The sequence below is a fragment of the Rothia sp. HMSC064D08 genome (assembly GCF_001809525.1).
Taxonomy (GTDB): domain Bacteria; phylum Actinomycetota; class Actinomycetes; order Actinomycetales; family Micrococcaceae; genus Rothia; species Rothia dentocariosa.
Genome location: NZ_KV797899.1, coordinates 255,594 through 279,948 on the forward strand (window position 1 = coordinate 255,594; position 24,355 = coordinate 279,948).

At 52.8% G+C, this 24,355-nt stretch carries 23 protein-coding genes; 21 read left to right on the forward strand and 2 right to left on the reverse strand.

The features are described 5' to 3' along the window. From infB to HMPREF2625_RS06585, 16 genes are all read left to right on the forward strand, one after another. The coding region (infB, locus tag HMPREF2625_RS06510; RefSeq protein WP_070523141.1) for a translation initiation factor IF-2 at window positions 1-2,396 on the forward strand (2,396 nt) is incomplete at its 5' end. Window positions 2,397-2,511: 115 nt separating this feature from the next. Continuing rightward, window positions 2,512-2,952 (forward strand): 30S ribosome-binding factor RbfA, encoded by a 441-nt coding sequence (gene rbfA / locus HMPREF2625_RS06515; RefSeq protein ID WP_070523144.1) that lies wholly within the window; start codon window positions 2,512-2,514, stop codon window positions 2,950-2,952. A 4-nt stretch (window positions 2,953-2,956) separates the two neighbouring features. Next, window positions 2,957-4,039, forward strand: coding sequence for a tRNA pseudouridine(55) synthase TruB (gene truB / locus HMPREF2625_RS06520; RefSeq protein ID WP_070523146.1), 1,083 nt, complete (start codon window positions 2,957-2,959; stop codon window positions 4,037-4,039). After that, window positions 4,036-4,407 carry a hypothetical protein gene (locus HMPREF2625_RS06525; protein WP_004006242.1) on the forward strand — a complete coding sequence of 124 codons (372 nt, stop codon included), beginning with the start codon at window positions 4,036-4,038 and terminating at the stop codon, window positions 4,405-4,407. Before truB ends, HMPREF2625_RS06525 begins: the two co-directional genes overlap by 4 nt. A gap of 106 nt (window positions 4,408-4,513) precedes the next feature. Next, the gene (locus tag HMPREF2625_RS06530; protein ID WP_139044898.1) at window positions 4,514-4,999 is read left to right on the forward strand and encodes a hypothetical protein; all 486 of its coding nucleotides are present in this window, start codon (window positions 4,514-4,516) and stop codon (window positions 4,997-4,999) included. 28 nt (window positions 5,000-5,027) lie between these two features. Beyond that, the gene (locus tag HMPREF2625_RS06535; RefSeq protein WP_070523149.1) at window positions 5,028-5,723 is read left to right on the forward strand and encodes a DUF4345 domain-containing protein; all 696 of its coding nucleotides are present in this window, start codon (window positions 5,028-5,030) and stop codon (window positions 5,721-5,723) included. 105 nt (window positions 5,724-5,828) lie between these two features. After that, window positions 5,829-6,794 carry a bifunctional riboflavin kinase/FAD synthetase gene (locus HMPREF2625_RS06540; protein WP_070523152.1) on the forward strand — a complete coding sequence of 322 codons (966 nt, stop codon included), beginning with the start codon at window positions 5,829-5,831 and terminating at the stop codon, window positions 6,792-6,794. Window positions 6,795-7,182: 388 nt separating this feature from the next. After that, window positions 7,183-8,124, forward strand: a complete 942-nt coding sequence (locus HMPREF2625_RS06545) for a hypothetical protein (protein WP_246826730.1) — start codon at window positions 7,183-7,185, stop codon at window positions 8,122-8,124. A gap of 238 nt (window positions 8,125-8,362) precedes the next feature. Next, entirely contained in the window at window positions 8,363-8,824 is a 462-nt protein-coding gene (locus tag HMPREF2625_RS06550; protein WP_004006247.1) for an S-ribosylhomocysteine lyase, read from the forward strand. Continuing rightward, window positions 8,821-9,738, forward strand: a complete 918-nt coding sequence (gene mtnN / locus HMPREF2625_RS06555; protein ID WP_013398740.1) for a 5'-methylthioadenosine/S-adenosylhomocysteine nucleosidase — start codon at window positions 8,821-8,823, stop codon at window positions 9,736-9,738. The genes HMPREF2625_RS06550 and mtnN overlap by 4 nt, the downstream gene beginning before the upstream one ends. A gap of 164 nt (window positions 9,739-9,902) precedes the next feature. After that, window positions 9,903-10,208, forward strand: coding sequence for a hypothetical protein (locus tag HMPREF2625_RS06560; RefSeq protein WP_013398741.1), 306 nt, complete (start codon window positions 9,903-9,905; stop codon window positions 10,206-10,208). Between the two features lie 227 nt (window positions 10,209-10,435). Further along, complete coding sequence (locus tag HMPREF2625_RS06565) at window positions 10,436-11,878, forward strand: amino acid permease (protein WP_070523156.1); 1,443 nt, start codon at window positions 10,436-10,438, stop codon at window positions 11,876-11,878. Window positions 11,879-12,081: 203 nt separating this feature from the next. Continuing rightward, window positions 12,082-12,351 (forward strand): 30S ribosomal protein S15, encoded by a 270-nt coding sequence (gene rpsO, locus HMPREF2625_RS06570; RefSeq protein WP_004006251.1) that lies wholly within the window; start codon window positions 12,082-12,084, stop codon window positions 12,349-12,351. Window positions 12,352-12,631: 280 nt separating this feature from the next. After that, window positions 12,632-14,851 (forward strand): polyribonucleotide nucleotidyltransferase, encoded by a 2,220-nt coding sequence (locus HMPREF2625_RS06575; RefSeq protein ID WP_070523159.1) that lies wholly within the window; start codon window positions 12,632-12,634, stop codon window positions 14,849-14,851. Between the two features lie 174 nt (window positions 14,852-15,025). Then, window positions 15,026-16,357, forward strand: a complete 1,332-nt coding sequence (locus HMPREF2625_RS06580; RefSeq protein ID WP_070523162.1) for a M16 family metallopeptidase — start codon at window positions 15,026-15,028, stop codon at window positions 16,355-16,357. Window positions 16,358-16,515: 158 nt separating this feature from the next. Continuing rightward, entirely contained in the window at window positions 16,516-17,589 is a 1,074-nt protein-coding gene (locus HMPREF2625_RS06585; protein WP_070523165.1) for an epoxide hydrolase family protein, read from the forward strand. 19 nt (window positions 17,590-17,608) lie between these two features. Here the strand turns inward: HMPREF2625_RS06585 and HMPREF2625_RS06590 are convergent, their stop codons facing one another. Beyond that, window positions 17,609-18,586: a hypothetical protein gene (locus HMPREF2625_RS06590; protein ID WP_070523168.1), complete on the reverse strand. Its 978-nt coding sequence runs from the start codon at window positions 18,584-18,586 to the stop codon at window positions 17,609-17,611. A gap of 149 nt (window positions 18,587-18,735) precedes the next feature. Between HMPREF2625_RS06590 and HMPREF2625_RS06595 the strand changes: the two genes are divergently transcribed. From HMPREF2625_RS06595 to HMPREF2625_RS06605, 3 genes are all read left to right on the forward strand, one after another. After that, window positions 18,736-19,185 carry a hypothetical protein gene (locus HMPREF2625_RS06595; RefSeq protein WP_246826731.1) on the forward strand — a complete coding sequence of 150 codons (450 nt, stop codon included), beginning with the start codon at window positions 18,736-18,738 and terminating at the stop codon, window positions 19,183-19,185. 105 nt (window positions 19,186-19,290) lie between these two features. After that, window positions 19,291-19,848 carry a hypothetical protein gene (locus HMPREF2625_RS06600; RefSeq protein WP_070523174.1) on the forward strand — a complete coding sequence of 186 codons (558 nt, stop codon included), beginning with the start codon at window positions 19,291-19,293 and terminating at the stop codon, window positions 19,846-19,848. A gap of 28 nt (window positions 19,849-19,876) precedes the next feature. Then, complete coding sequence (locus HMPREF2625_RS06605) at window positions 19,877-20,380, forward strand: hypothetical protein (RefSeq protein WP_070523177.1); 504 nt, start codon at window positions 19,877-19,879, stop codon at window positions 20,378-20,380. Between the two features lie 251 nt (window positions 20,381-20,631). On the opposite strand, the gene HMPREF2625_RS06610 is transcribed toward HMPREF2625_RS06605, so the two are convergent. Continuing rightward, window positions 20,632-22,575: an acyltransferase family protein gene (locus HMPREF2625_RS06610; RefSeq protein ID WP_070523180.1), complete on the reverse strand. Its 1,944-nt coding sequence runs from the start codon at window positions 22,573-22,575 to the stop codon at window positions 20,632-20,634. Between the two features lie 284 nt (window positions 22,576-22,859). Between HMPREF2625_RS06610 and dapB the strand changes: the two genes are divergently transcribed. Then, entirely contained in the window at window positions 22,860-23,627 is a 768-nt protein-coding gene (gene dapB, locus HMPREF2625_RS06615; RefSeq protein WP_070523183.1) for a 4-hydroxy-tetrahydrodipicolinate reductase, read from the forward strand. A 21-nt stretch (window positions 23,628-23,648) separates the two neighbouring features. Next, complete coding sequence (locus HMPREF2625_RS06620) at window positions 23,649-24,299, forward strand: hypothetical protein (protein ID WP_070523187.1); 651 nt, start codon at window positions 23,649-23,651, stop codon at window positions 24,297-24,299. Window positions 24,300-24,355: the final 56 nt, after the last annotated feature.

Consider the following 24,355-nt stretch of genomic DNA (forward strand, 5'->3'; position numbering starts at 1 on the left):
GTAACAACCCCTTCTCCTCACAGCAGGGAATGGCTCGTCCAGAGGCTCCGAAACCTGCTGCTCCAAAGCCCGCACCGAAACCTGGTGCATCGGCTCCAAAACCGGGCCCGAAGCCTGGCCCTCGTCCGGGTAACAACCCCTTCTCCTCACAGCAGGGAATGAAACGACCCGAACGTGGCGAACAGCGTTCTGGCGGTCCTCGTCCACCCCGCGGTCAGCGTTCAGGCAATAATGCCCCTCGTCCCGGCGGTGGGGGCAACGGTCCCCGTTCCGCATCGGGGTCGCGCTCGCACGCGCCTCGTTCCGGCGGCGGCAACCGTCCTAGCCCGTCCATTATGCCGTCCAAGGTCTCGAACGTCGGTTCCGGTCCCGGAGCACCCGGTGGTGGCGGAGGCGGTAACCGTCGTGGCGGAGGCGGCTATAACCGCGGTCCTTCGCGTCCGGGTCCCGGTGGCCGTGGAAATGCACAGGGGGCTTTCGGCCGTGGCGGTTCTAAGCGTAAGAACCGTAAGTCGAAGGCAGCCCGCCGCAATGAAGTCGAGCAGATGAATGCACCCGCACCCGGTGGTGTGGTAGTACCTCGCGGTGATGGTTCGACTGAGGTTCGCCTGCGTCGCGGTGCGTCCATTATGGATTTTGCCGAGAAGATTGGCGCTAACCCGGCTTCGCTGATTACCGTGCTCTTCCACTTGGGCGAAATGGCTACTCAAACCCAGTCGCTCGATGAAGAAACCTTCGAGCTATTGGGCGCCGAGTTGGGGTACGTCGTAAAGATCGTGTCTCCCGAGGACGAAGAACGCGAGCTCTTGGAATCCTTTGACATCGACCTTGAAGCCGAAGCAGAGGCGGAAGGCGATGACGTTCTTGAAGTGCGTCCTCCGGTTGTGACTGTGATGGGTCACGTTGACCATGGTAAAACTCGACTGCTGGACGCTATTCGGAATACCAACGTCATTGAGGGCGAAGCTGGCGGTATTACCCAGCACATCGGTGCATATCAGGTACACACCACCGTCGAAGGTGAAGACCGTGCGATTACCTTTATCGATACCCCCGGTCACGAGGCGTTTACCGCTATGCGTGCCCGCGGCGCGAAGGTTACCGACGTTGCCATTCTTGTGGTCGCTGCGGATGACGGCGTGATGCCGCAGACCGTTGAGGCGCTGAACCACGCTCAGGCGGCTGATGTGCCGATCGTCGTGGCTATCAACAAGATCGATAAGGAAGGCGCATCGCCCGATAAGGTCAAGGGCCAGCTGACCGAGTACGGTCTGGTACCTGAAGATTACGGTGGAGACACCATGTTTGTGAACGTTTCGGCTCGGAATGGCACAAACATTACCGAACTGCTTGAAGCCGTAACCTTGACTGCCGACGTTCTGGAACTGCGCGCTAATCCGAATAAGGAAGCTCGTGGCGTTGCCATTGAAGCGAATCTGGATAAGGGCCGCGGTGCGGTCTCCACCGTCTTGGTGCAGTCCGGTACTCTGCATGTGGGCGATGCGATTGTCGCCGGTGTGGCACACGGTCGCGTGCGCGCAATGTTCGACGAGAACGGTCATGCAGTGAAAGAAGCCGGTCCGTCCCGTCCCGTTCAGGTTCTGGGTCTTTCGACCGTGCCCCGTGCGGGAGATACCTTCCTCTCGACCGAAGAAGAACGCACCGCACGCCAGATTGCTGAGAAGCGTGAGGCCGCAGACCGTAACGCACAGCTCGCGAAGCGTCGTAAGCGCGTAACCCTCGAATCCTTCGATGCCGCTGTGGCTGAGGGCAAGATGGATACCCTCAACCTGATTATTAAGGGTGACGTCTCCGGTGCTGTTGAAGCTCTGGAAGAGTCGCTCATGAAGATTGATGTGGGCGGCGACGAAGTTCAGCTGCGCGTCATCCACCGCGGTGTAGGTGCTATTACTCAGAACGATGTGAACTTGGCAACCGTGGACAACGCGGTGATCATTGGCTTCAACGTTCGTCCTGCAGAGCGTGTCTCTGAGCTTGCAGACCGCGAGGGCGTCGAGATGAAGTTCTACTCGGTCATCTACCGCGCGATTGAGGAAATTGAGCAGGCTGTCAAGGGCATGCTCAAACCCGAATACGAAGAGGTCGAACTCGGCTCGGCGGAGATCCGCGAAGTGTTCCGTTCCTCCAAGTGGGGTAACATCGCAGGTTCGATGGTCAAGAACGGCATTATCAAGCGTAATTCCAAGGCACGCCTGGTACGTGACGGTGTTGTGGTGTCAGAAGACCTCACCATCGAGTCGTTGCGTCGTTTCAAGGACGATGCTACCGAAGTACGTGAAGGCTTCGAGTGCGGTATTGGACTCGGTTCCTTCAACGACATCAAGGAAGGCGACGTCATCGAAACCTGGGAGATGCGCGAGAAGCCGCGCGTCTAAGACCCGCAGAAACGCGCCCGCTCCTCGTATCTCGCTTCGTTCCGGTTTTGTACCGGAAGGTGCGGGATGCGGGGCGGGCGCTTCCCTATCTGTACTTGACCACAAGGAGAAAACTATGGCTGATGCAGCACGTGCAGCCCGTCTCGCCGACCGTATTAAGGTGATTGTGGCGCAGGCGCTTGAACGCCGGGTCAAAGACCCCCGCCTCGGTTTTGTGACGGTTACCGATGCCCGGGTCACGAATGACCTGCAGCACGCAACCCTGTACTACACCGTATACGGTTCTGAAGAAGAACAAGAAAACACAAAAAAGGCGTTGGAATCCGCTAAGGGCATTTTGCGCTCTGAGGTGGGAAAAAATATTACCGCGCGTCTGACGCCAACCCTCACCTTCGTACCAGACGAAGTACCGGTTAACGCTTACCACCTCGAAGACCTCTTAAAGAAAACCCGTGAGCGCGATGCTGAACTTGCTGCCGCATCCGTAGGGGCCCAGTACGCGGGCGAGGCAGACCCATACAAGAAACCTGAGCAGGCTGAAGTAGAGGAAGACTAATACAGTGGCGAAAGCTCGGGAACGTGGACCGTCAGGTCTACTGGTGGTGGATAAACCCGCTGGCATGACGAGCCATGATGTAGTCTCGAAGATCCGCTGGATTGCCGGTACGCGGCGTGTTGGTCATGCAGGTACTCTTGATCCGGCGGCGACAGGTGTATTGGTCTTGGGCTTGAATAAAGCGACAAAGCTTTTGACGTATTTAGTTGGTCAGGATAAAACTTATGAGGCTCGCCTGGTGTTAGGGGCCGCAACTCTGACAGAGGACGCTGAGGGAGAGCTCACCGGGATTGCTCGCGCGGAGGCTGTGAGGGCTCTGACTCGGAAGAAGATTGAAAACGCTGTACGATCTTTGACGGGCGATATTATGCAGGTTCCCTCTGCCGTTTCGGCGATTAAGGTTAAGGGCGTGCGTTCTTATGCTCGGGTTCGTGACGGCGAGGATATTGAACTTGCCGCCCGAAAGATCACGATTCATGAGGCCGCTATTCATGAGGTGCGCGATAGCAAACTTGATACTCGACTATATACTGTTGCCGAGGGGCTTGATATTCCTGTGTGTGTACCAGTTGTTGAGGTAGATATTACGGTTTCCTGCTCTTCTGGAACCTATATTCGTGCTTTTGCTCGTGATGTGGGTAAAGCCCTGGGCGTTGGGGGCCATCTGAGTGCTTTGAACCGTATACGTGTAGGGAATGTGTATCAGCGTGAGGCGTTTGATTTAGCTGAACTCATGAAGGAGCGTGAGAACGCTGATGGGCCGCTAGACTTACCTGTACTTTCTCTTGAGGAGGCGGCACGTCGTCTGTTCAACGTTCGGCAGCTTTCGACGCAAGAGGCGACCGATATTTCATTTGGTCGGCGCATTACAGTCAGTGAGGAAGGCTCAGATGTTCTTGTCTTAGGCACACAAAGCCCGGAATCTCAGCATGCCAGTACCGAGGGGATAACTGCCGCATTTGCGCCGGATGGAACGTTGGTGGCCCTCATCGAGAATATAAAATTTCGGGGATCCCCATGCGCGGCACCCGTGCTCGTATTTGAAGCAGGAATTGACTTCTCGCGGGAAGCGGGGGAGCGGCTATGATCGCTGGTTTGGACTGGTGGTTCTGGATTACTGTGGTACTCGGTACGTTATCGTGCCTGGCCTCTTTGGTACAGTATTTCCGTGGTTATGAACCCGATGACTATTCACAAGGTCCGATGCTTGTTCTTGAAGCGTTTTTAGTGGTGTACCTGGTAGGGTCGATCATCATGCAGGCTGTGGGACCGGGACCTCGTGGTGACTGGCTGGAGTATTACGGGTACCTCGTTACTGCCATGCTTATTCCCGCCGGCGCGTTCTTCTATTCTCTCAGCGAGCGTACGCGATGGGCGACTCTGTTACTGGCGGTTCCAGGGCCCGTGCTCATCGTGATGGTTCACCGAATGAATATGCTGTGGTATTACTATTAGACACAGGTTTTACTCCACATAGCTGGGGCACAGAGCCTGAATTATAGAGCAAGTACGCAAGCATCTAGAGACACCTTCTGCGCACACACCTTGGGAAGGACACGATGTGAATAATACTTTGAACCCTTGGGGTTCCCGCACCACAAAAGGCAATTCTAAATCCGATGCTGTTTCCTCAGCTGGCCATGCCTCTGGTCCGGGTAAAGTTATCGCTGTGGTGTACGGGATTTTTACATTGTCGGCGGGCGCTCGCGCGTGTTATCAGCTGATTCGTAAATTTGATGAGGCGCCCTTGGCGATTCTGCTTTCGCTTCTTTCCGCAATTATTTATGCTATTGCTGCTGTTTCTTTAGCAAAGCGTGGAGAACGTGCTAGGCAGCTTGCGGTTATCACCATCGTAGTGGAGCTTCTTGGGGTCCTTGGCATAGGAATTTTCTCGTATGCCGCTCCGCAGTTTTTCCCCTTAGCATCCGTGTGGTCGCATTTCGGGCAGGGATATGGGTATATCCCCTTGGTACTGCCGGTGGTGGGGTTGTGGTGGCTGTACCGGGCAGCGCATCGCACTACGAACAGGTCGCAGAATTCTCGGTGAGGATAGCGAAAACTAAAAGGAGAGAACTATGACTCGTGATAAGAACTCGCAGAAGGCCGAGAAAAAACCACTTTCAACCTCTGAACCGGTAACTCAGCCGCAGCCGGTGATTTCAGCGCAGTCGGAGTATCCGCAGAAAGCGCGCACTGCGTCGGCTCAACAGCCTGCACAGAAAATCGGATCTGAATCCAGTGCTCAGAAATCTGCTCGCGGATCAAAAAATACTGCCCCTGCAGGATCGCAGAAAACGACGGCCGTGCGTACGGTGGAGGACGTCGCCAAGCCTCAGAACCAAGGGGTTTTTCGTGCTGTGACCGCACTTTACGGTGCTTTGGTTATGCTCTATGCGGGGTGGCAGATCTTCTCTGGCGCCCGTGCTGTGCCAGAGAATGATGCTCTGGCGGCAAATGCTTCTCTGGAATCAAATTATGCGTTTTTCGCCGCAATATACTTCGGTTTGGGGCTCTCATTCCTCGTTATCGCAGTGAAGTTCAAGTGGGTCAATATGCTGGTGATATCCTGTTTGGTGGTTTTCTTAGGCGGCGTGGGACGTATTATGTCGTGGGCTACCCACGGTACCCCGCATTGGTCGCTGATCGTGCTGATGGTGACTGAGCTGGTCATTCCTCCATGCCTGTTGATTTGGTACGCCTGGATTAATAAGTCCAATAAGATTCGGCAGGATATGCTTCAGGCTTCGCAACAGGGGAAATCCTCTCGTTAGCGTTGGGTCTCGAAAATCCTTCAGGTTTATCGGGGTGGTAATTCTACATACGTCTTCAGACTGGTTTAGGATGTATAGGTACATTATTTCTTACCAGGAGAGCCCGTGATCCTCTATACCGAGTTGAGCGATATTCCAGCGGATTTCTGTCCGTCCGTAGTGACTATCGGCAATTTTGATGGCGTGCATATTGGTCATGCTCGTGTTATTTCACGTGTTGTCGAGGTAGCGAATGAGCACGGGCTCGTTTCGGTTGCTGTTTCGTTTGATCCGCACCCTATGCAGGTGCATCATCCTGAGCTGAAGCATCAGGAAATTATGGGTCAGGGGTCAAGACGTTATTTCATGTGCCAGCTCGGCCTGCAGAACTACCTACTGCTGCATTACGACCTAGAGTTTGCGAAGCAGAGCCCCGAAGAATTTGTGAAGTCCGTCTTTGTTGATACCCTGCGTGCACGTTATGTTGTGATCGGCGATGATGTGCGTTTTGGGCACAAGAATTCGGGCGATTTAAACACAATGCGCGAACTGGGGAAGAAATACGGGTTTGAGGTCATCGTGGTTGATGATTTGATGGCCGATGAAAAAACTCGATGCTCTTCAACCCGCATTCGCGAATATTTGAACGCGGGGGACATGGAAGGTGCGGCTCGGCTGCTTGGTCGTCCGCACCTGATGTACGGGGAAGTCGTGCACGGCTTGGCGCGTGGGCGTGAACTGGGGTTCCCTACAGCAAATTTGGAGCTGGAGGCGCGCGGTTTTATCCCGGTTGATGGTGTGTATGCCGGATGGTTGACCGATGAGTCTGGTGAAAAGCATCCGGCGGCTATATCCGTGGGTACAAACCCAACCTTCGACGGCATTGAAAATCGTCAGGTTGAGGCGCATGTTATTAACCGTCCTCAAGAACGTGTTGAGGACTTTGACCTTTATGGGCAGCATGTGGTTGTGGAATTTGTGAAGCATCTGCGCCCTATGGTTGCGTACCGTGGCATTGATGCTTTGATCGAACAGATTAATCAGGACGTTGCGCAGGCGCGCGATGTGCTTGCCGAAGGGCCTTACGCTTAGGTAATAAGACTCTGGCGTTTTCTGTCGTCTGTAATCTTATGAAGACCAAAATAAAACATAACTGATTCTGCAACTTTCATGTTTATCGTGAAGGTTTAAAATATTTTTTATATTAATTGTATAAGTGTATAGATAAACCGCACCCTGAGGATTTAATTGTAATATTTTTGTTTACTTTGAAAGAATTATGTAATTTTTCTTTTATATGCGCACATATGAGATATACTAAAAATCAAGAATTCTGGATAGCTTATTGATGCACGCAAGAAATATTAGGCCTTTAGTGGCGTAATATTTAGTAGAAAATAATCTATCTAGATAGCATCTCTCTGACTTATTGCATAATAAATCAGGGATAACAATCACCTACTCAGCACAAAGGAATATTGTGAATACTTCGAAAACACTGTCTCGGCGCACATTGGCAAAAGGTACCGCCTGGGCCGCCCCTGTTGTGATAGCCTCCTCCGCTGTACCCGCATATGCGTCCAGCGTGCCGGATTGTTCATGGCTTGCGACTCAGAATGTTGTGGAGACGAGCGTTTCTAATGAATTCTCGGATAACGGTAATCCGAATATTACCGTCGCGGACTGGGGGAACCAAGGGGGTGCTGGTGTATCTTATAAGTTTGCCGATACATATGACAACGGTCGTAATCCTTACGCCGTTAATACACCCATTGAGAGAAACCCTTACCACGATTTCACCTTTACGTACCGCATTACAGAAGATTTGCGGAGTTTTAAGGCGACCCCCTGGGTTAACCAGGCAACTCCAGTGGGCGAACAAAATGCAAAGAATAACGCTGTGCTCGATACTCAATTTAACGGTGTTGGGTATAAAGTTACAGGCGCTCAACCTATCAAGCAGGCAACCTTTGGGTGGGGAAGTTTCAACCACAAAAATATTGATGGTATGCCCTCAAAAACTACGGGGTCTTACGGTTGTTATGAGGACCGCAAGTTCTATCCGTTCTCCCGTTCTCAGGCACGTTCTGTAGTTGAGGGCAGCCGCTGGCGCGGACAGCTCTATCTTGACTTCGGACCGGTAAGTGCAGGAACGATTATTAAAGTAACTATTCGTGTTTACTCGCTTCAAGAAATGTCCGCCTCGTACATTAATCAGCGCTACTACAAGAACAACTGCAATCCAACCTATAATGGTGGTCCCAAACGTTGGGCTGGAGATAACGACCAGGTTGGTGTGGTGGGCGAGTACTCTTACGCACTCAAAGATCCCCGTGTTGCAGAGTGCAGCAGTTCTGCCAATAAGCATGCGGTGCCGGTCAGCGGATACTGGGCTTTCGGCGGTAACTGGATCCAAGAGTAATATCCTCCAGCAAAGCTATGCACCATCAAGCTGTTTGGCACTTATATAAAGAGGGCTAGTGCAGCAGTGCATGCTGTACATGGAATACGGCGGTATTGCAATAACGCGATGCCGCCGTATTCTTGCGTCATGAGACCGAGCTCCGCGGCATTTATGCAATGAGAATGCAGGAACTCTCTTAGGGAGAGTATCTTATGAAGGGTTCCGACGAAGCGGGTGCTTAAGAGAGAATATAAGCATGAAAAAAATGAACGTCGAGTCTTTCAACCTTGATCATCGTGCCGTTGTGGCCCCCTATGTGCGGATTGCAGACCGCAAGGAATTGCCCGGTGGAGATACCCTCATCAAATACGATGTCCGCTTCACTCAGCCTAACAAGGGTCATCTTGAAATGCCCGTCGTACATTCGATCGAGCATATGAGCGCCGAGCACATGCGCAACCACACCGATAAGCTCATCGATTTTTCACCAATGGGATGCCAAACTGGGTTTTACGCCCTCACCCTGGGGCTAGAGCTGCAGGAGTTCTTGCCCATCCTGGAAGCGACTCTACGAGATATTCTCACGGCTACCGAGGTGCCCGCCGCGAATGAAATACAGTGCGGTTGGGGCGCTAACCACACCCTTGAAGGGGCGCAGAATGCTGCACGTGAATTCCTCGCCGCACGTGCTGACTGGGAGCAGGTGATGGCGGCGTGAGCGAACAGCATCACTCTGGCGAACAGGGGCACTCCGAAGAAGCTGCGCAGATGTTCCCCACAGACTTTACGCCGGCGGATATTTTTAACGAAATGTATGCCGACCTGGAGAACCTGAACGACCTCATGATGAGCTTCTCAAACGCGATCGTCATTCAGGTTGCGATGGATGAAGAGCTAGCCCCGTTCCTCGCAGCGACCGAGCAAGCACAGCCCTCCTTCACTGAAGGCGTAGCAAAATTCTACCCACGTTATCTTATGCTTGAAGAAGATCAGGTTCCCCTTCTGCTGGTTCGCTCCAAAATTGGGTTAGTCAATGCCGCATCCGCCGTCACGGAAGCTATCAATTACGCGACTAACTGTTTGGGGGTTATCAGTGCAGGAACCGCCGGTGGTCTTGCGCAGCACATCAACGTTGGAGATATAGTACTGGGGTCAAATTACCTGTACACTGATGCCGACGCAACTATTTTTGGATACGAACGCGGGCAGATTCCTGGGATGCCCGTATCCTATGGCGATCGTGACTCGGACTGGGAAGAGGCGATTGAAGCGGCGCTTTCAGCTCTTAAATCGGCACAGGAGGAAGGTTCCTGGGCGGTGCACCAAGGGCGGATGCTTGCGGGTAACTCATTCGTGACTGAGTACAACGTGAAGGACACCCGAGAGGCCTTCGATGCGGCACTCAGCACCGATATGGAGACCACAGCGATCGCGCAGATCTGCAGTAACTATGATGTGTCTTTTATGGCGGTACGCTGCATCTCTGATTTATGCGGCCCAGCAGCAGATCAGGAATTTCATCTTTCGGTCGATGTGGTGGCTCCCCGCTCGGCACGATATGCGCTGCAGATTGCCGCTGAGCTCTGGACGCAGCAGGAATTACCCGCTCTTGAGTTGAACCTTGAAGACTAAGTGGACGGATCTGCTTAAGAAGACCATAATGCTTCAGGCCCCAAGTGCTCAGACGGTTGCACAGAAACACTCATTACAAGAAAAATTCCGAGAGAATTCACATTTAAGCCGTCATAGCGTATGGTTAACACAGCAATAACGTACTCGTGACTCAGGAGAGCACCATGAAAATCTGCCCGACCTTAGCCTCTGCGGCTGGTCTTCTTGGCGGTTACAAGGTCGCATCTACAACCGGCAACCGGCCTCTTGGTGGTGCCGTGCTGGGTCTTGCGGGTTTTATTGCTTTCAAGAACTGGAAGCGTAAAGCTGGAGTTGGGCGTGCTACGTTCCTCACCGGCGTTTACCTTTCTGCCTTCGGTTACTCCCATCCACTCGCCAAGAAAATTGGCGCGTGGCCGGCAGTCTATACCGTGACTGGCGTAACCGCTCTGTTGTCGCTCATCGTAGGACGTAAGCGTAAACAGAAATAGTCTTCAACAAGACGGCGGGTTGGCTTCGTTGCCAAACCCGCCGTCTTTTTGCGTTACGATTCACTGCAACTAAGAAATCGCAAGGATGCACGGGGAGTACGCTGGGCGCATCCCACAACCTCGATGGGGGAGGTGCACGGCATACGGCAACAAAAGCCACACCGCAGAACCAACCAGAACACAAGATTTTCGAGAGGTTACACCGCTAACCCGCGAGGTGAGGAAAAATGAAGAATAACGCTAACTCTGCGGCAACTACCGCAAATGGCGCTATCTCCACCGAGGATGCGCCCCAGCTATCGCGCGGACTCTCCCTGCGTCACATCATGTTCATTGCGCTTGGCTCGGCAATCGGCACCGGACTCTTTTACGGCTCCGCCTCCGCTATTCAACTGGCGGGCCCCGCTGTACTACTCGCCTATGTGATTGGCGGAGCTGCCGTTTTCATGGTGATGCGCGCTATGGGGGAGCTCGCACTGGCACACCCCGTATCTGGCGCATTCTCGGAATACGCAACCCGGTATCTGGGACCTTGGGCTGGGTTCGTCACCGGCTGGAGCTATGCTCTGGAAATGGCGCTCGTTGCCATCGCGGATGTGACAGCATTTGCAGTATATATGAAATTCTGGTTCCCCCAGTCGCCCTCGTGGATCTGGATCGTATCGGTGCTGCTCATTTTGCTCGCCATTAACCTTGCCAAGGTGAAAGCCTTTGGCGAGACAGAATTTTGGTTCACTATTGTCAAGGTAAGCGCTATTATCGCCATGATTGTGGGCGGAATTATTCTGCTTTTCGTTGGTGTGCAGGCACACACCTCGGTGAAGCCGTCCGTTACGAATCTGTGGGCGCTTGATGGTGGTTTTATGCCCGAAGGGTTTACTGGTTTCCTGGCATGTTTTACCGTGGTAATGTTTGCCTTTGGCGGTATTGAGAATATCGGTATTGCGGCGGGGGAGGCGGAAAACCCACGCACGTCGATTCCTAAGGCTATTCGTACTGTGCCGTTCCGCATTCTGATCTTCTATGTGCTGACTCTCTCCGTCATTATGTCGCTCTACCCTTGGTACTCTGTCACTAAAGAGAACTCGCCTTTTGTGCAGATCTTCGAGAACCTGGGAATTCCGGCGGCAGGATCAATCCTCAACGTGGTTATTATTACCGCCGCCGTGTCTGCGATGAATGCCGATGTTTACGGTGCCGGGCGTATGATGTACGGGCTGGCAAAGCAGGGGCTGGCCCCGAAATCATTCGGCAAGGTTGCAAAAAACGGTGCGCCCTGGATGACGACTCTTCTGATGATCGTGGTTATGGCGGTGGGCGTGATCGTGAATATCGCGTTCGAGAATGCTTTTGAAGTAGTCGCTTCGCTGGCAACATTCGCGACCGTTTTCGTGTGGGTTATGATTCTGCTGGCGCACATCGCCTATAAACGTGGGGGTTGCGAAGACGAAGTGCAGCCCGTGCGGCTTCCTCTGGTCGTCAGCTATATAACGCTTGCGTTTATGGCGTTCATCGTCGTGCTATTCGGATTCTTCGATGACACTCGTTTGGCTCTTGTTGTTGGCGCTATATGGTGTGTTTTCCTTCTCGCGTACTATCGCCTAGCGGTAGCGCCACGGTTGGCAAAGAACGCAAAACTGGCGATCACGTCTGATGCTCAGGATGGATAAATGCGGTATTGCGGGCGGAAATGCTAGGCCTAAATACGGAATGTGCTGCGGCGGTAATCTTTCAAAATCCGTAAAAGTAGCGTAGAATATGTTAAACGCGTGTCTGCGGTCCGCGGCAGAAGACGTGAGGGGCATACGCCCAAAACCCCGGCGACATACGGTCGTACGGGCAGCTACGCGGCACTAACTCTAGGAGTTATACAGTGGCATTGGATCCCGCTATCAAGCAGGAAATCATCAAGGAATACGCAACTCACGAGGGTGACACTGGTTCTCCCGAGGTGCAGATTGCAGTTCTGTCTCGTCGAATCTCCGATCTGACTGAGCATTTGAAGTTCCACAAGCACGATCACCACTCCCGTCGTGGTCTGATGATCCTCGTGGGTCGTCGTCGCAATATGCTAGGCTACCTCAAGGATATTGATATTGAACGCTACCGTTCGCTCATTGAGCGTCTTGGTCTGCGTCGCTAAGGTTTTCGTACCTTGCAGGTAACGCTAAGCGGGCGCATCCTCCGTCGCACGGCGGGGGATGCGCCCGCGTTATCATGTACGGAAACCCGTCCATTTTTCAGATAAACAGTTTATAAAGAGTGCTCGTTCCAGGCACGCCCCGGTGCGGTCCTCGGTAGCGAATTACGGAATACTCCTGTGTACAACAGAGGTTCAGGGTACGACGTCCGTGGTTTCCTATCGAAGGCCGATAGATTGGGTGGAAACGGCGACGGGCACACGAACACAGAAAGAAGGAATCGTGGAAGGTCCCGAAATCCAATTCTCTGAAGTAGAAATTGACAATGGTATTCATGGCAAACGCCATGTACGTTTTGAAACTGGCCGTCTCGCCAAACAAGCGGCAGGATCCGTGCTCGTCACGATTGATGACGAAACAACGCTGCTTTCAGCAACCGCAATTGGTAAATCTCCCCGCGAGGGCTTTGACTTCTTCCCGCTGACCGTAGACGTTGAAGAGCGCATGTACGCCGCCGGTAAAATTCCCGGTTCGTTCTTCCGCCGCGAGGGGCGACCCCCGACCGAGGCGATTCTTGCGGCACGTCTAATCGACCGTCCGCTGCGCCCTGCTTTTACCAAGGGTATTCGTAACGAAGTGCAGGTTGTCGTCACCGTTCTGACCATCGAGCCAGACGAAATTTACAATACCTTTGCGATTAATGCAGCATCCGCATCAACCGCGTTATCGGGTGCGCCCTTTAGCGGGCCTATCGGTGGTGTGCGTATGGCCCTTATTGATGGGCAGTGGGTGTGCTTCCCCAAATACTCTCAGCTGGAAAACGCCGTATTCGATATGGCTGTGGCCGGTCGCATCGTGACCAAGGCCGATGGCAGTGAAGACGTTGCGATCATGATGGTAGAGGCAGAGGCAACCGATAATTCTTGGAAGCTCATCAAGGAAGACGGACACGCTGCTCCCACCGAAGAGATCGTGGCTGAAGGTTTGGAGGCTGCGAAGCCCTTTATTGCTGCTCTGTGCAAGGCGCAGGCTGATCTTGTTGAGCGTGCCGGTAAACCCGATCTGGAGCTTCCCTACTTCGGCGGGCATGGTGAAGACGTTGACGCCGCCGTGAAGGACTTCGCGGGCGAGCGCCTCGTGGAAGTTTACTCCATCGCGGGTAAACAGGACCGTGAAGCCGCTGCCGCTGAGCTTGAAGCCGAGCTGATGGAAGCCCTCACCGGGGAAGGTAAAGAGTTTGAGGAGCGCGCTAATGAAGTTTCAGTGGCGTTTGCGGCTCTTACCAAGCACACCGTGCGCCAGCGCATCCTCACTGAACAGGTGCGCATTGATGGTCGCGGACTCACCGATATTCGTCAGTTGACCGCCGAGGTTGAAGTACTGCCGCGCGTGCACGGTTCGGCGATTTTTGAGCGCGGCGAAACCCAGATTATGGGCGTGACCACCTTGAATATGCTCAAGCTGGAACAGCAGCTCGATTCGCTGTACCCGGTCACGTCCAAGCGTTACATTCACCACTACAACTTCCCGCCGTACTCTACCGGCGAGACCGGCCGTGTTGGTTCGCCCAAGCGCCGCGAAATCGGTCACGGTGCACTTGCGGAACGTGCACTTACCCCGGTGCTGCCCTCACGCGAGGAATTCCCCTACGCGATCCGCCAGGTCTCTGAGGCTCTGGGCTCGAACGGCTCCACGTCGATGGGCTCGGTCTGCGCTTCGACCCTGTCGCTGCTCAATGCCGGTGTGCCTCTGCGCGCGCCCGTTGCGGGTATCGCAATGGGTCTTGTCTCTGATGAGGTTGATGGCGAAACTCGTTACGCCGCACTGACCGATATTCTGGGTGCCGAAGATGCCCTAGGCGATATGGACTTCAAGGTCGCCGGTACCAGCGAATTTGTGACTGCTATTCAGCTGGACACTAAGCTAGACGGCATTCCTGCATCTGTGCTGGCAGGCGCACTGACCCAGGCACGTGAGGCTCGTCTGCACATTTTGGATGTGATCACCGCAGCTATTGACGCCCCCGATGAGATGAGCGAATTTGCGCCGCGCATTATCTCGGTGAAGGTTCCGGTCGCTAAGATCGGCGAGGTCATCGGTCCGAAGGGCAAGATGATTAACCAGATTCAGGAAGATACCGGTGCCGATATTTCGATTGAAGACGATGGTACTGTCTTTATCGGTGCAACCGACGGTCCTTCGGCTGAGGCTGCACGCACCGCTATCAACGCGATCGCGAACCCGCAGGTTCCCGAGGTCGGCGAGCGCTACCTGGGTACCGTTGTGAAGGTGACCGATTTTGGCGCGTTCATTTCGCTTACCCCCGGTAAGGACGGTCTGCTTCATATTTCTGAGATGCGCAAGCTCAACGGTGGTAAGCGTGTGGTGGATGCCGAAGACGTTGTTTCGGTGGGGCAGAAGGTGCAGGTTGAGATCACTAAGATTGACGATCGCGGCAAGCTTTCGCTCTCCCCGGTGATTGATGCTGAGGATGCCGAGTAGAAACTCTCCCCGATATAAACCGCACCTTGACTAAGGAACTTGCTGGTTTTTCTGTCGGATAAGCAGCGCCAGCTCGTCCTGAGACTCCTGAGGGTTGTTCTCATGATGGGCTGGCGTTTACTCTGACTTATACGGCTCGCTATATACATTTGGTTTGCTAAGGATTATTCACTGATGCCTATTGCTCTTCCCGTTGCGCGCGATGAGATTACCGCTGAGCTCGACTATGAACGCGGTCGCCTGGTTTACGAGGGCGTAAATGGTAATGAAGTTCGCCGATCGATTTTGCCCGGCGGCGTTCGTGTGATTACGGAGCGGATGCCTGGCACCCGCGGCGTTTCCCTCGGATTCTGGGTGGGGGTCGGCTCCCGGGATGAAGCACCCGGTATGTTGGGGTCTACCCACTTTTTGGAGCATCTGCTCTTTAAAGGAACTCCGTCTCGAACTGCTTTTGATATTGCCCAGGCATTCGATGCGGTGGGAGGCGAATCAAACGCCCTCACTGCGAAGGAACATACCTGCTATTATGCGCGTGTACTTGACGATGATACCCCGATGGCGGTTGATGTTCTGGCTGATATGGTGAGTAACGCTTTGCTCGATCCAGAGCATCTGGAGCAGGAGCGCGGGGTGATTCTGGAAGAGATTGCCATGGACCAGGATGATCCTACGGACGTTGCCTTCGAGAATTTTGTGGAACAGCTTATGGGCCAGAACCCCCTGGGTCGCCCGATCGGTGGTACTCCGCAGGAGATTATGCAGGTCCCGCGGGATGCTGTGTGGGAACATTACAAGCAGTATTACACGCCGGATCGCCTCGTCATCTCGGCGGCTGGATCGCTGGAGCACTCGCACATCGTAAACCTTGTGCTGGATGCGCTCACCCGCTACGGATGGAACCTTCCTGAGGGTGTGGCTCCGGTACCGCGCCGTGTGCGCACGGAGAGCGGTATTGTCCCGTTTTCCAAACTGCACGAGGTGCAGAAGGGCTTTGAACAGACCAATATTGTGATGGGGTGCCCGAGTATTATCGCTGGGGATGAGCGCCGCTACGCGATGAGTGTGCTGTCGAGTGCTTTTGGGTCGGGCATGTCTTCGCGGCTTTTCCAAGAGATTCGCGAAAAACGCGGGCTGGCGTACAGTACGTTTGCGTTCTCGGGCGCCTACTCCGATGCGGGATATTTCGGCATGTACGCAGGGTGCCTGCCCGCTAAAACCGAGCAGGTGTGTGAACTCTTGCAGTATGAGTTTGATAAGTTGGTGTCCGCAGGAATTACTGAGGAAGAACTTAGTAAAGTACGCGGGCAGCTGGCCGGCTCAACTGTTTTGGGCAGTGAGGACTCGGGCTCTCGGATGTCTCGACTGGGACGTGCCGAGCTGGACTCAGGGAAATTCACGAGCACCGATGAGCTATTGGAAAAAATTCGTGCGGTTACCCTTGACGATGTGCACGACCTTGCCAGGTATCTGGGGCAACAGCAGATGATCACTACGATTGTGCGCTAACGCCCTTTATTATTCCCGCAAACCCCGCAGCGCGTAGACGTTCTCGTGTCTGATGACGAAAACGTCTATGTCCCTGCGGGATTTGTTATACGGTGGCATGTAATGCTGTATGAGTATGGGGTATTCATAGAGAGAAGACTGGGGGAGGAAAGAAGCTTATGCGAGACCTATATATTGACGTATCGCACGAAGTACTTGAAGACCTGAAGGTCCGTTTGCGGGGTGCACGTTTTCCTGTTGTTCTAGATGAACAGGAGAATAGCGCAGGAATCTCGGTCGAGTTTATGAAAAATCTCGTGGACTATTGGCTTACCGAGTACGATTGGGCGGCGCAACAGAAAATATTGAACTCGTATCGGCATGGCATCTATACAATACAGGGCAAAGAGCTGCACGCTCTTCATGAACAAAGTCCACAAAATCTTGGTACAGTTCTGCTGATTCACGGCTGGCCCGATTCTTTCTTACGGTATATTCCGGTGATTCATCCTCTCGTTGAGGCGGGGTATAACGTTGTTGTTCCCTCGCTTCCCGGATTCGCTTTCTCGGAACAGCTGGAAAAACATACTGTCGCAGATATTGCCGAACGGCTCCATACGTTGATGGAACAGTTGGGTTATGAGCACTATGTGGTACACGGTGGTGATTGGGGAGCCTCAATTGGTCAGCAGATGGCGTTGAGTTATCCGCAGAGTATCCTGAAACTGCACTTGACCGATGTCCCGTTTTCAAACCAGTATTCTCTCGATAGGAGCACGTTTTCGGATGCAGAACAAGATTATCTGAACCGGGTTGCGCGTTGGTCGCAGGTTGAAGGCGGTTACTATATGCTGCTTTCCACAAAACCTTTGACTGTTTCTTACGGCTTTGCCGATTCACCAGTATTTTTGGCTGCTTTTATGGCGGAGAAAATGCAGGCGTGGAGCGAAAACGGGATTTCATGGGATACTATCATCGCAAATACGATGCTGTACTGGGTAACGAATACCGGGCACTCTGCCGCAAGGATATATCGGGAGGCTTTGGGCGCCGGGAATATACAGCAGGGTAGGGTAGAGGTGCCAACCGCATTCGCGATTTTCCCGCACGATATCAGTAATCCTCCACGCGAATATGCGGAACGGTTTTTCAATGTTGTCAGGTTTACACATCCTGAGCGCGGCGGGCACTTTGCGGCTCTGGAGGAGCCGGAGCTTTTCGCTCAAGACCTCCTGGAATTTCTGGCAACCTAATCGGGCTGGTCGTGATCTTTTACCGATTATCTTGCGATGCAGCAAGATATGCTTCCGCATCAGTGCAAAGCATATCGGCAGTGTAGTCCTCCGATAAAAGAATCCACAGAGCCTTCAGGAGGCGGGATTGCCCTTCACATGCGAAGAACAGCTCGTACTGGGCGCGGGCGACGCGGGAAGCAAGATCAACTTGAGAGTATGCGGGGCTGCTCAATTCACCAAGCGTATCCGCGAGAATGTTGTACTTCTGCATGAGCCGCTCACTGTCGGCAAAAATCTCATCGTCAGACGTGCGAAACAGCTCATGCCAGTCAAGCTTGGGAATACCGACTGGATTCACCACATCCTCCGAGCCTATTTCCTGAAGGAAGGAACGCAGATCATCCACGGGCCAGGTGACGGATTCAAGAAGACGTATACCAAGGTCCGCGAAGAATGCCAGATCTTTACCCTGATCCGCCAGCTCGCGGCAGAGGTCCGGTAGTTTAAGCAGACACGCATGCCGATCAAGGTAATCTTGAAGATCACGTGTGAGGTCTTCAACCGAATAATCTTTTCCCACAAGCCCCTCAATCGCACAGGTAACACGCCTGCGCGGGTCTGGCTCAAAATACGAGCTGTAGTGGGCATTGACGATTTTCCACAGGATGCGAAGATCGTATCCTGCCAGGGTCGTATCTCTTGGCGCGGCAGTGGATATGTGATGGGAAGTTCCCGCCTCATCGAAAGCTTCTAGAAGGATAGAATATTTGCCCATGAGCCATTCGCTCTCCAGAAACTTTGGGTTTGTTCGGAGCTCGGCAGGATCGCGTGGAGCTGCCATATCTTCGGGCTCTAAACCCCGCATAAAAGCCCTAACATCCCAACCATGCTTTGGAGACCGCGCAAGCAGACGAAGACAGAGACTTATGTAGAAACTAAAGTCTTCTCCACGCTCTACAAGCTCTTGAAGAAGAGACTCTAATATATCGTGTGATGTTTCCTGCTGTGACTCCATAGAATCCCTTTGATATTGGGTATAGGGGCGGTGCTTTTATGATAGAGATTATCGTGTACAGCTTTCACGAGTTTCTCATGAGGAGATTCCTCCCTGTTTCACTTTACCCTTGTGCTAAGGTTGAGAGAATTCGCGAAAGGAACCCCGCTATGTTCACTATCGTTGTCCCTCCCGACTACGCCGAAGAACTACAGCAAATCTGCGGTCTAGATGCATCACAACGTGAGAAACTTATCAGCCTTTTAGCATTGGCGTGGCTTGACTGGAAACAGCAGCACCTTTCAGCGCTTGAGGTGGCTGAGGATATTGTGCGTATAGTACGTGAGCAAGAAATATTCTCCCACGCCGAACGTCTCCAGCAGTGGGCAGAGAGCATGGACGAGATGTACCTTGAGGAGCTCGACGCCGATAAACCGTATGATATTGTGCAACCGCTTTTCTACCGTGCCCGGTTTGCTGCCTCTTTATCGTATGCTCAAGACGCTCTTACGGAGGATAAAAGCCTGGATTATCTGCTCTACGAGTACTCCTTCTCACAGGAGACCGACACGGATCACCTGATGCTTGATGCCTTGCGGGTAGCTCGTCAAGGCTCTTAGCGGTAGAAAGCTTTCTGAGAGATTTTTAGCGACATCACCTTCTAAGAGACAACTAACATCACCGCTGGTGTATTTTCAGCATGTCAGAGAGAAAACCTATAACTCATGATGAACTTTGAAGATTTTGATCAAGCTTACGATTGGTTTACGCCGCGTCATGAGCCGATGCCCTTCAACGTAATGACTAGAACCCAGCTGCGGCAGGTCATTAAACTGTTCAAAGAGGATCAAGGGCCAAGGATCGCGTATGTTGCAGAGTATCTAGGCTCCACGAGCGGCAAAGAATTTCCCACTCTCCGTGATTTAGAACAGCTGTTGCGGTTGGGGAGGGAGTCCTTAGATAGGACAGGGCCGGAGATGGATGATATTTCTGGCACCTTTTTCAGCTTGGCCAGTGATTTTGCTTTCTGCCTGTGTGCATTCTTGCAAAAGTATCGGGATGATGTGGATTGGGTGGCATCGAAAACCTCGAAGAAGACACTTACATATAATCGGCCGTTGATAGCTCGTCCTGATTACGAGGCTTCAGAAGGGTATATTGATGGTCTGCAATTTTTCTCTGACTCGTTGAGGTCATCTGTTCGACGGGGGAAAACGGTGGACGATGTGATGAGGCAGTTGAAACGTTCAATAAAAAGGAATTTTGACATAAATCTCAGCTAACGCCTTCAGTCAATAGGAAGGAAGACACATGTCAGACTTCAGTGAAATGATGCGCCGCAGCCCAACCATCAAGGAGTTCTATTTTGAGTGGGAGGGGTTGCAGATTTTTGGAGCGATTGATATCACGGATGTCCCGAAAGAGCTGGAAATAAGGTTCACGTCACCGCACCCGGCTGGGGAGGTAGCTTTACGATTAAATGCCTATGACTGTAAGTTTACCCATCCAGACGGAAAGCTATCGGAGAGAATCAGGCTGGTTCATGATGAGGTGAACCCGACACCGGGCGACGAGAATTACGCCCGAATACCTATTCATGGTGCCACTCAAGAATCATCAATCCTTGTGTACAACGAGTATTTAGCTGGTCCTCGGGGACTCACGGATGTAAAGCAACTAGAGTCTTTCACCGGTGATAGCGGAATGCTAGTTGAGCGCTGTGAAAACAGCATTTTGTTTCGCTGCAATTCGTGGAAACCTGCCGATAGGAAGGCTTTTGCTGATATGCAGGGGAGTATTACTTTGTTGTACTAATGTACTAAGCAAGCCAAAGCGGGATCCCGAAGACGTCTTGACGATGTGGAATGGATTTAGCAGGTCATGCAGACGTACACATGATGCTACTCCAGGTACGTGAAGTTCTTGAAAGGTTTAATTACTTTCAAAACTCCTTCCTCTAACCTGCCAGTATCACAACGGTTTGATTTTCTTGACCCGTAGTTTGAGGCGTGTGGATTCAAAAGGTTTAAAAAACGCCACCAATACACTACACGTACGACTTCCTCCTAACTTTGTGCCCGAGCAACCGCCTCCGTCAGAATACGGGCGTAGAGCATCTGCCCCTTAACCTCCGGATGCACGCCGTCCGAAGTCATCAGGCTTGGATCGCTCCGCACCGCCTGCGTTATTGCACCGTTCCAGTCTGCAATATAGACGCGGGAAGAATTTTTCTGCGTAAACTCACGAATCAGATTATTTGAAGAATCAATCCAGGTGAGGGTTCGCGGACCGTACCCCGTTGCGAGCACCAACTTCGTGTCTGCCGGAAGCGCCCGCAAAACCTCTTCAAGCTGACCGGGCATCAGCGTCGAGTTAGCGGTTACCGAGAGTACTAAAACTTTCCCAATTTTTCCCTGCGATGACCAGGATTTAACCATGGGCAACGCCTGAACAATGGTGCGTCCCTCTGCCGCATCGATCGTGGCGTCTGGCATCGCATCATAAATATCGGGTTCTGCAGAAAGCACTACAGAATCGCCGATCACGGTCACATCAGCAGAATTCACCTGCGGATATTCATCTGGCACCGCAGAGGCCGCAGCGCTAGGATTTGCTGCTGTCGAACTTGCTGTTGGCGAGGCGCTCGCATGTGCTCGTTGTTCCTCACGCGCTTTTAAACGTTCTTGGGCGCGCTTTTTGCCTTCTTCAACGGCGCGTTGTGCACTAGTTTGTTCGGGAGCGGTTCGTACTGCGATGGCGGTCGCTGAGCCTGCGCCCATCACAAGCACTAAAGCAATAATGGGTAGAGCACGATACCTGCCGTAACGAATTCTTCCAAAAAATTGTGCGAACGAACTACGGAAACCATATCGCCGTACTGGAGTTTCAAGGTAACGATAAGAAAGCTCAGTAATAATGACGGTAACCAGCAGAACAACGACGTTCCACAGCGGTGAACGATCCACGCCCAGAAGATAATGCGCCATAACGGCAAGCGGCCAGTGCCAGAGGTAAAGTCCGTAGGATCGCTGCCCAATCCAGGTGAGGGGGCCGAAAGATAACACCGAACGTAATAGAGACGATGCCCCGGCGAGCATATCCGGCAGGATTCCTTGAATAACTCCAAGAGTCAGCAGCGAAGCGCCGAGGAGCCCCCAGGGGATAGTGCCCGGCGCCTTCTCAGGCATAAGAAGAGCAAGCGGAATGAGAGCAACCAAGCAGAGCCAGCTGAGAATTACACGCAGGAAAGTCACCGCTCCAAAGGGTTGCGCCACTCGATATATAACGTGTTTATCACGAGGTGGATAGAGCGACCACGGAATCGAAAAAGCTAGTAGAACGCCTAGAAGCAGACCGTAAACATGGGTATCGGTACCGTAGTAAATACGGCTGATGGGCGCTCCAAACGCCAACATAACCGTGCCGCTTGTTAAGGATGCAATGATAGCTATAAAGATAATGAGGCTGAATCGTCTCCACCGTCTGCCGAGGATAACACCCGCTGCCACCAGGAGAATAGGCCAGAACAGGTAGAACTGTTCTTCAACGGCAAGCGACCAAAAGTTCGTGAAAAGTTCGGGAGAAGTCTGAGCAAAATAGTCGTTACCGCTGAAAATAGAGAGCCAGTTAGATGAGAATGTGCCTGCGCCAGTAAGTTGTCTGCCCAGATTGACCTGTATATCGCCGCCTATTGCTAGTGCGATGGGTCCGGTTACTAAAATGAGTAGCGCGATCGCAGGGAGGAGCCTGCGAGCGCGGCGCTTCCAGAAAAGGAACAGGTTAATACGCCCGGTTACTGCACCTTCGCGGAGTAAGAGGGCGGTAATCAAATATCCCGAGATGACGAAGAAAATATCGACCCCGATCATACCGCCCGGCACCGAAGTAGGCCAGAGATGATACACAATTACCAAGAGTACGGCGATGGCTCTCAGGCCGTCGAGCCCGGGCAACATAAAAGAGCGGTTAGCCTCATGGGGGCTGACCGCGGACGGAAAAAGTTGCTTCATGATGTGTTGTTACTCCGGGGTGATGAAAGAGTGAAGAAAAATACTGTTTACTAGTATAAAAGTTTATTTGTTAGATAGAGACGTTTGGAGCCATCGGGAAGTTTTGTGAAATTTAAGAAACGCGGTTACCAGATATTTTGGTATCTATAAGGGTGTTGTGCTGGTGCTTGAGCGTTGATGGGGCGTAGTACATAAGCAACATAGTGTCTCGATTCGTGCTGTACACCACATGCGATAATAGGGTAGAGATAACTGGGCTATTCGTAAGTTTTGGAGGCAACAGAATGGTAGAAGCAACGCAGGCTAAAATACGGCGGGTGGCGGTTCTTGGAGCATCGGGGCGTATGGGGTCGGAAGCGGTCAAAGCTATTACCGATGCCCCCGATCTTGAATTAGTTGCCGCTTTAGGACGTGAAGACTCTCTTGAAAAGCTCGTTGAAACCAATGCTGAGATTATGGTTGATCTGACCGTGCCGACCGCTACCGAGACGAACGTCCGTTTTGCCGTAGAGCATGGAGTGCATGCTGTTGTGGGTACTACCGGCTGGACTGAAGAACGTGTGGAATCCTTGCGTGAGCTTCTTGATGAGCACCCGCAGGTGGGTGTGCTGATTGCACCGAATTTTGCGTTGGGATCCATTTTGGCGACGGAATTTGCGGCTAAGGCGGCACCGTATTTTGAATCGGTTGAGATTATCGAGATTCATCACCCCAATAAGGTTGATGCTCCCTCGGGAACAGCCGCTCACACAGCACGTCAAGTTGCGGCTGCGCGAGAGGAAGCTGGGCTTGGAAACAGCCCGGACGCTACCGAGAGTGATCCTCTGGGGTCTCGTGGCGGTAAAGTTGAGGGTATTAATGTGCATGCGGTGCGGCTTCGCGGCATGGTTGCGCATCAGGAAATTCTGCTGGGCGACCCCGGACAGCTTTTGACAATTCGCCACGATTCTTTCGACCGCGCATCCTTCATGCCCGGTGTGCTCTTAGGCGTTCGGCGGGTTGCGGCGCATCCGGGGTTGAGTGTTGGACTCGATAAGTATATGGATCTGTAGATCGTGCGGATACCGACTCCAATGACCTCTGAACAAGAAACGGTAAAACCCGTGCGGGGCGCCTCATGGCTGACATCGTTGAGATTATGGGTTGCGATTGCCTGTCTCTTATTAGTCTGTACCGTGCTTCTGCTGCCTCTGCCGCTGGGTATTCGTGCGTCAATACTGGGCGTGCTGATTTTTAGCGGAGTATTTATGCTGGTGGATGCGGGCGGTAAAGGTAAAATCTTTGCGGCGCTCACAGTGGCGCTCTTGGGGCTGTATCTGCTGTTTACGGCACAGCGTGGGGTCGTGCTCATCGCGTCGGGGAATATCGCAGGTATTCTGCTCGGGGCGGGACTATTGCTTTTGCCCGCAGTGGGTGCGTGGGCGCTTGTGCGCGAGGTGATATTTGGTGCGCGTATACAGCGGATGGCCCAGGAGCTTGATGCCCAGGGGAAACTTCCCGAAGATACGCTGCCGCGAAGTCCTTCCGGAAGGGTTGATCGTGAGGCCGCTTCAGTAGAACTTGAAAAATTTGCCGATGTTCTCGAAGCACATCCGGACAGCTGGGAAGCCTGGTTTAATCTCTCGTGCATGTACGATGTCTGCGGTGAACGTAAACGTGCCCGCGCCGCTATGCGAAATGCGATTTCTCTACGCCGCGGTCGTGGTGTGACCGACCTGAAATAGCGTGGCTGTTAGGGTAGTCCATGCGTGTTCATGAGGAGTGCTTGAAGTTGCGTTTT

Bases quoted from the DNA above. Each gene is read 5' to 3' on its own strand.
- rbfA (WP_070523144.1), top strand. From the start codon at position 2,512: ATGGCTGATGCAGCACGTGCAGCCCGTCTCGCCGACCGTATTAAGGTG.
- HMPREF2625_RS06525 (WP_004006242.1), top strand. From the start codon at position 4,036: ATGATCGCTGGTTTGGACTGGTGGTTCTGGATTACTGTGGTACTCGGT.
- HMPREF2625_RS06535 (WP_070523149.1), top strand. From the start codon at position 5,028: ATGACTCGTGATAAGAACTCGCAGAAGGCCGAGAAAAAACCACTTTCA.
- HMPREF2625_RS06550 (WP_004006247.1), top strand. From the start codon at position 8,363: ATGAAAAAAATGAACGTCGAGTCTTTCAACCTTGATCATCGTGCCGTT.
- HMPREF2625_RS06560 (WP_013398741.1), top strand. From the start codon at position 9,903: ATGAAAATCTGCCCGACCTTAGCCTCTGCGGCTGGTCTTCTTGGCGGT.
- HMPREF2625_RS06565 (WP_070523156.1), top strand. From the start codon at position 10,436: ATGAAGAATAACGCTAACTCTGCGGCAACTACCGCAAATGGCGCTATC.
- HMPREF2625_RS06580 (WP_070523162.1), top strand. From the start codon at position 15,026: ATGCCTATTGCTCTTCCCGTTGCGCGCGATGAGATTACCGCTGAGCTC.
- HMPREF2625_RS06585 (WP_070523165.1), top strand. From the start codon at position 16,516: ATGCGAGACCTATATATTGACGTATCGCACGAAGTACTTGAAGACCTG.
- HMPREF2625_RS06590 (WP_070523168.1), bottom strand. From the start codon at position 18,586: ATGGAGTCACAGCAGGAAACATCACACGATATATTAGAGTCTCTTCTT.
- HMPREF2625_RS06595 (WP_246826731.1), top strand. From the start codon at position 18,736: ATGTTCACTATCGTTGTCCCTCCCGACTACGCCGAAGAACTACAGCAA.
- HMPREF2625_RS06600 (WP_070523174.1), top strand. From the start codon at position 19,291: ATGATGAACTTTGAAGATTTTGATCAAGCTTACGATTGGTTTACGCCG.
- HMPREF2625_RS06605 (WP_070523177.1), top strand. From the start codon at position 19,877: ATGTCAGACTTCAGTGAAATGATGCGCCGCAGCCCAACCATCAAGGAG.
- HMPREF2625_RS06610 (WP_070523180.1), bottom strand. From the start codon at position 22,575: ATGAAGCAACTTTTTCCGTCCGCGGTCAGCCCCCATGAGGCTAACCGC.
- dapB (WP_070523183.1), top strand. From the start codon at position 22,860: ATGGTAGAAGCAACGCAGGCTAAAATACGGCGGGTGGCGGTTCTTGGA.
- HMPREF2625_RS06620 (WP_070523187.1), top strand. From the start codon at position 23,649: ATGACCTCTGAACAAGAAACGGTAAAACCCGTGCGGGGCGCCTCATGG.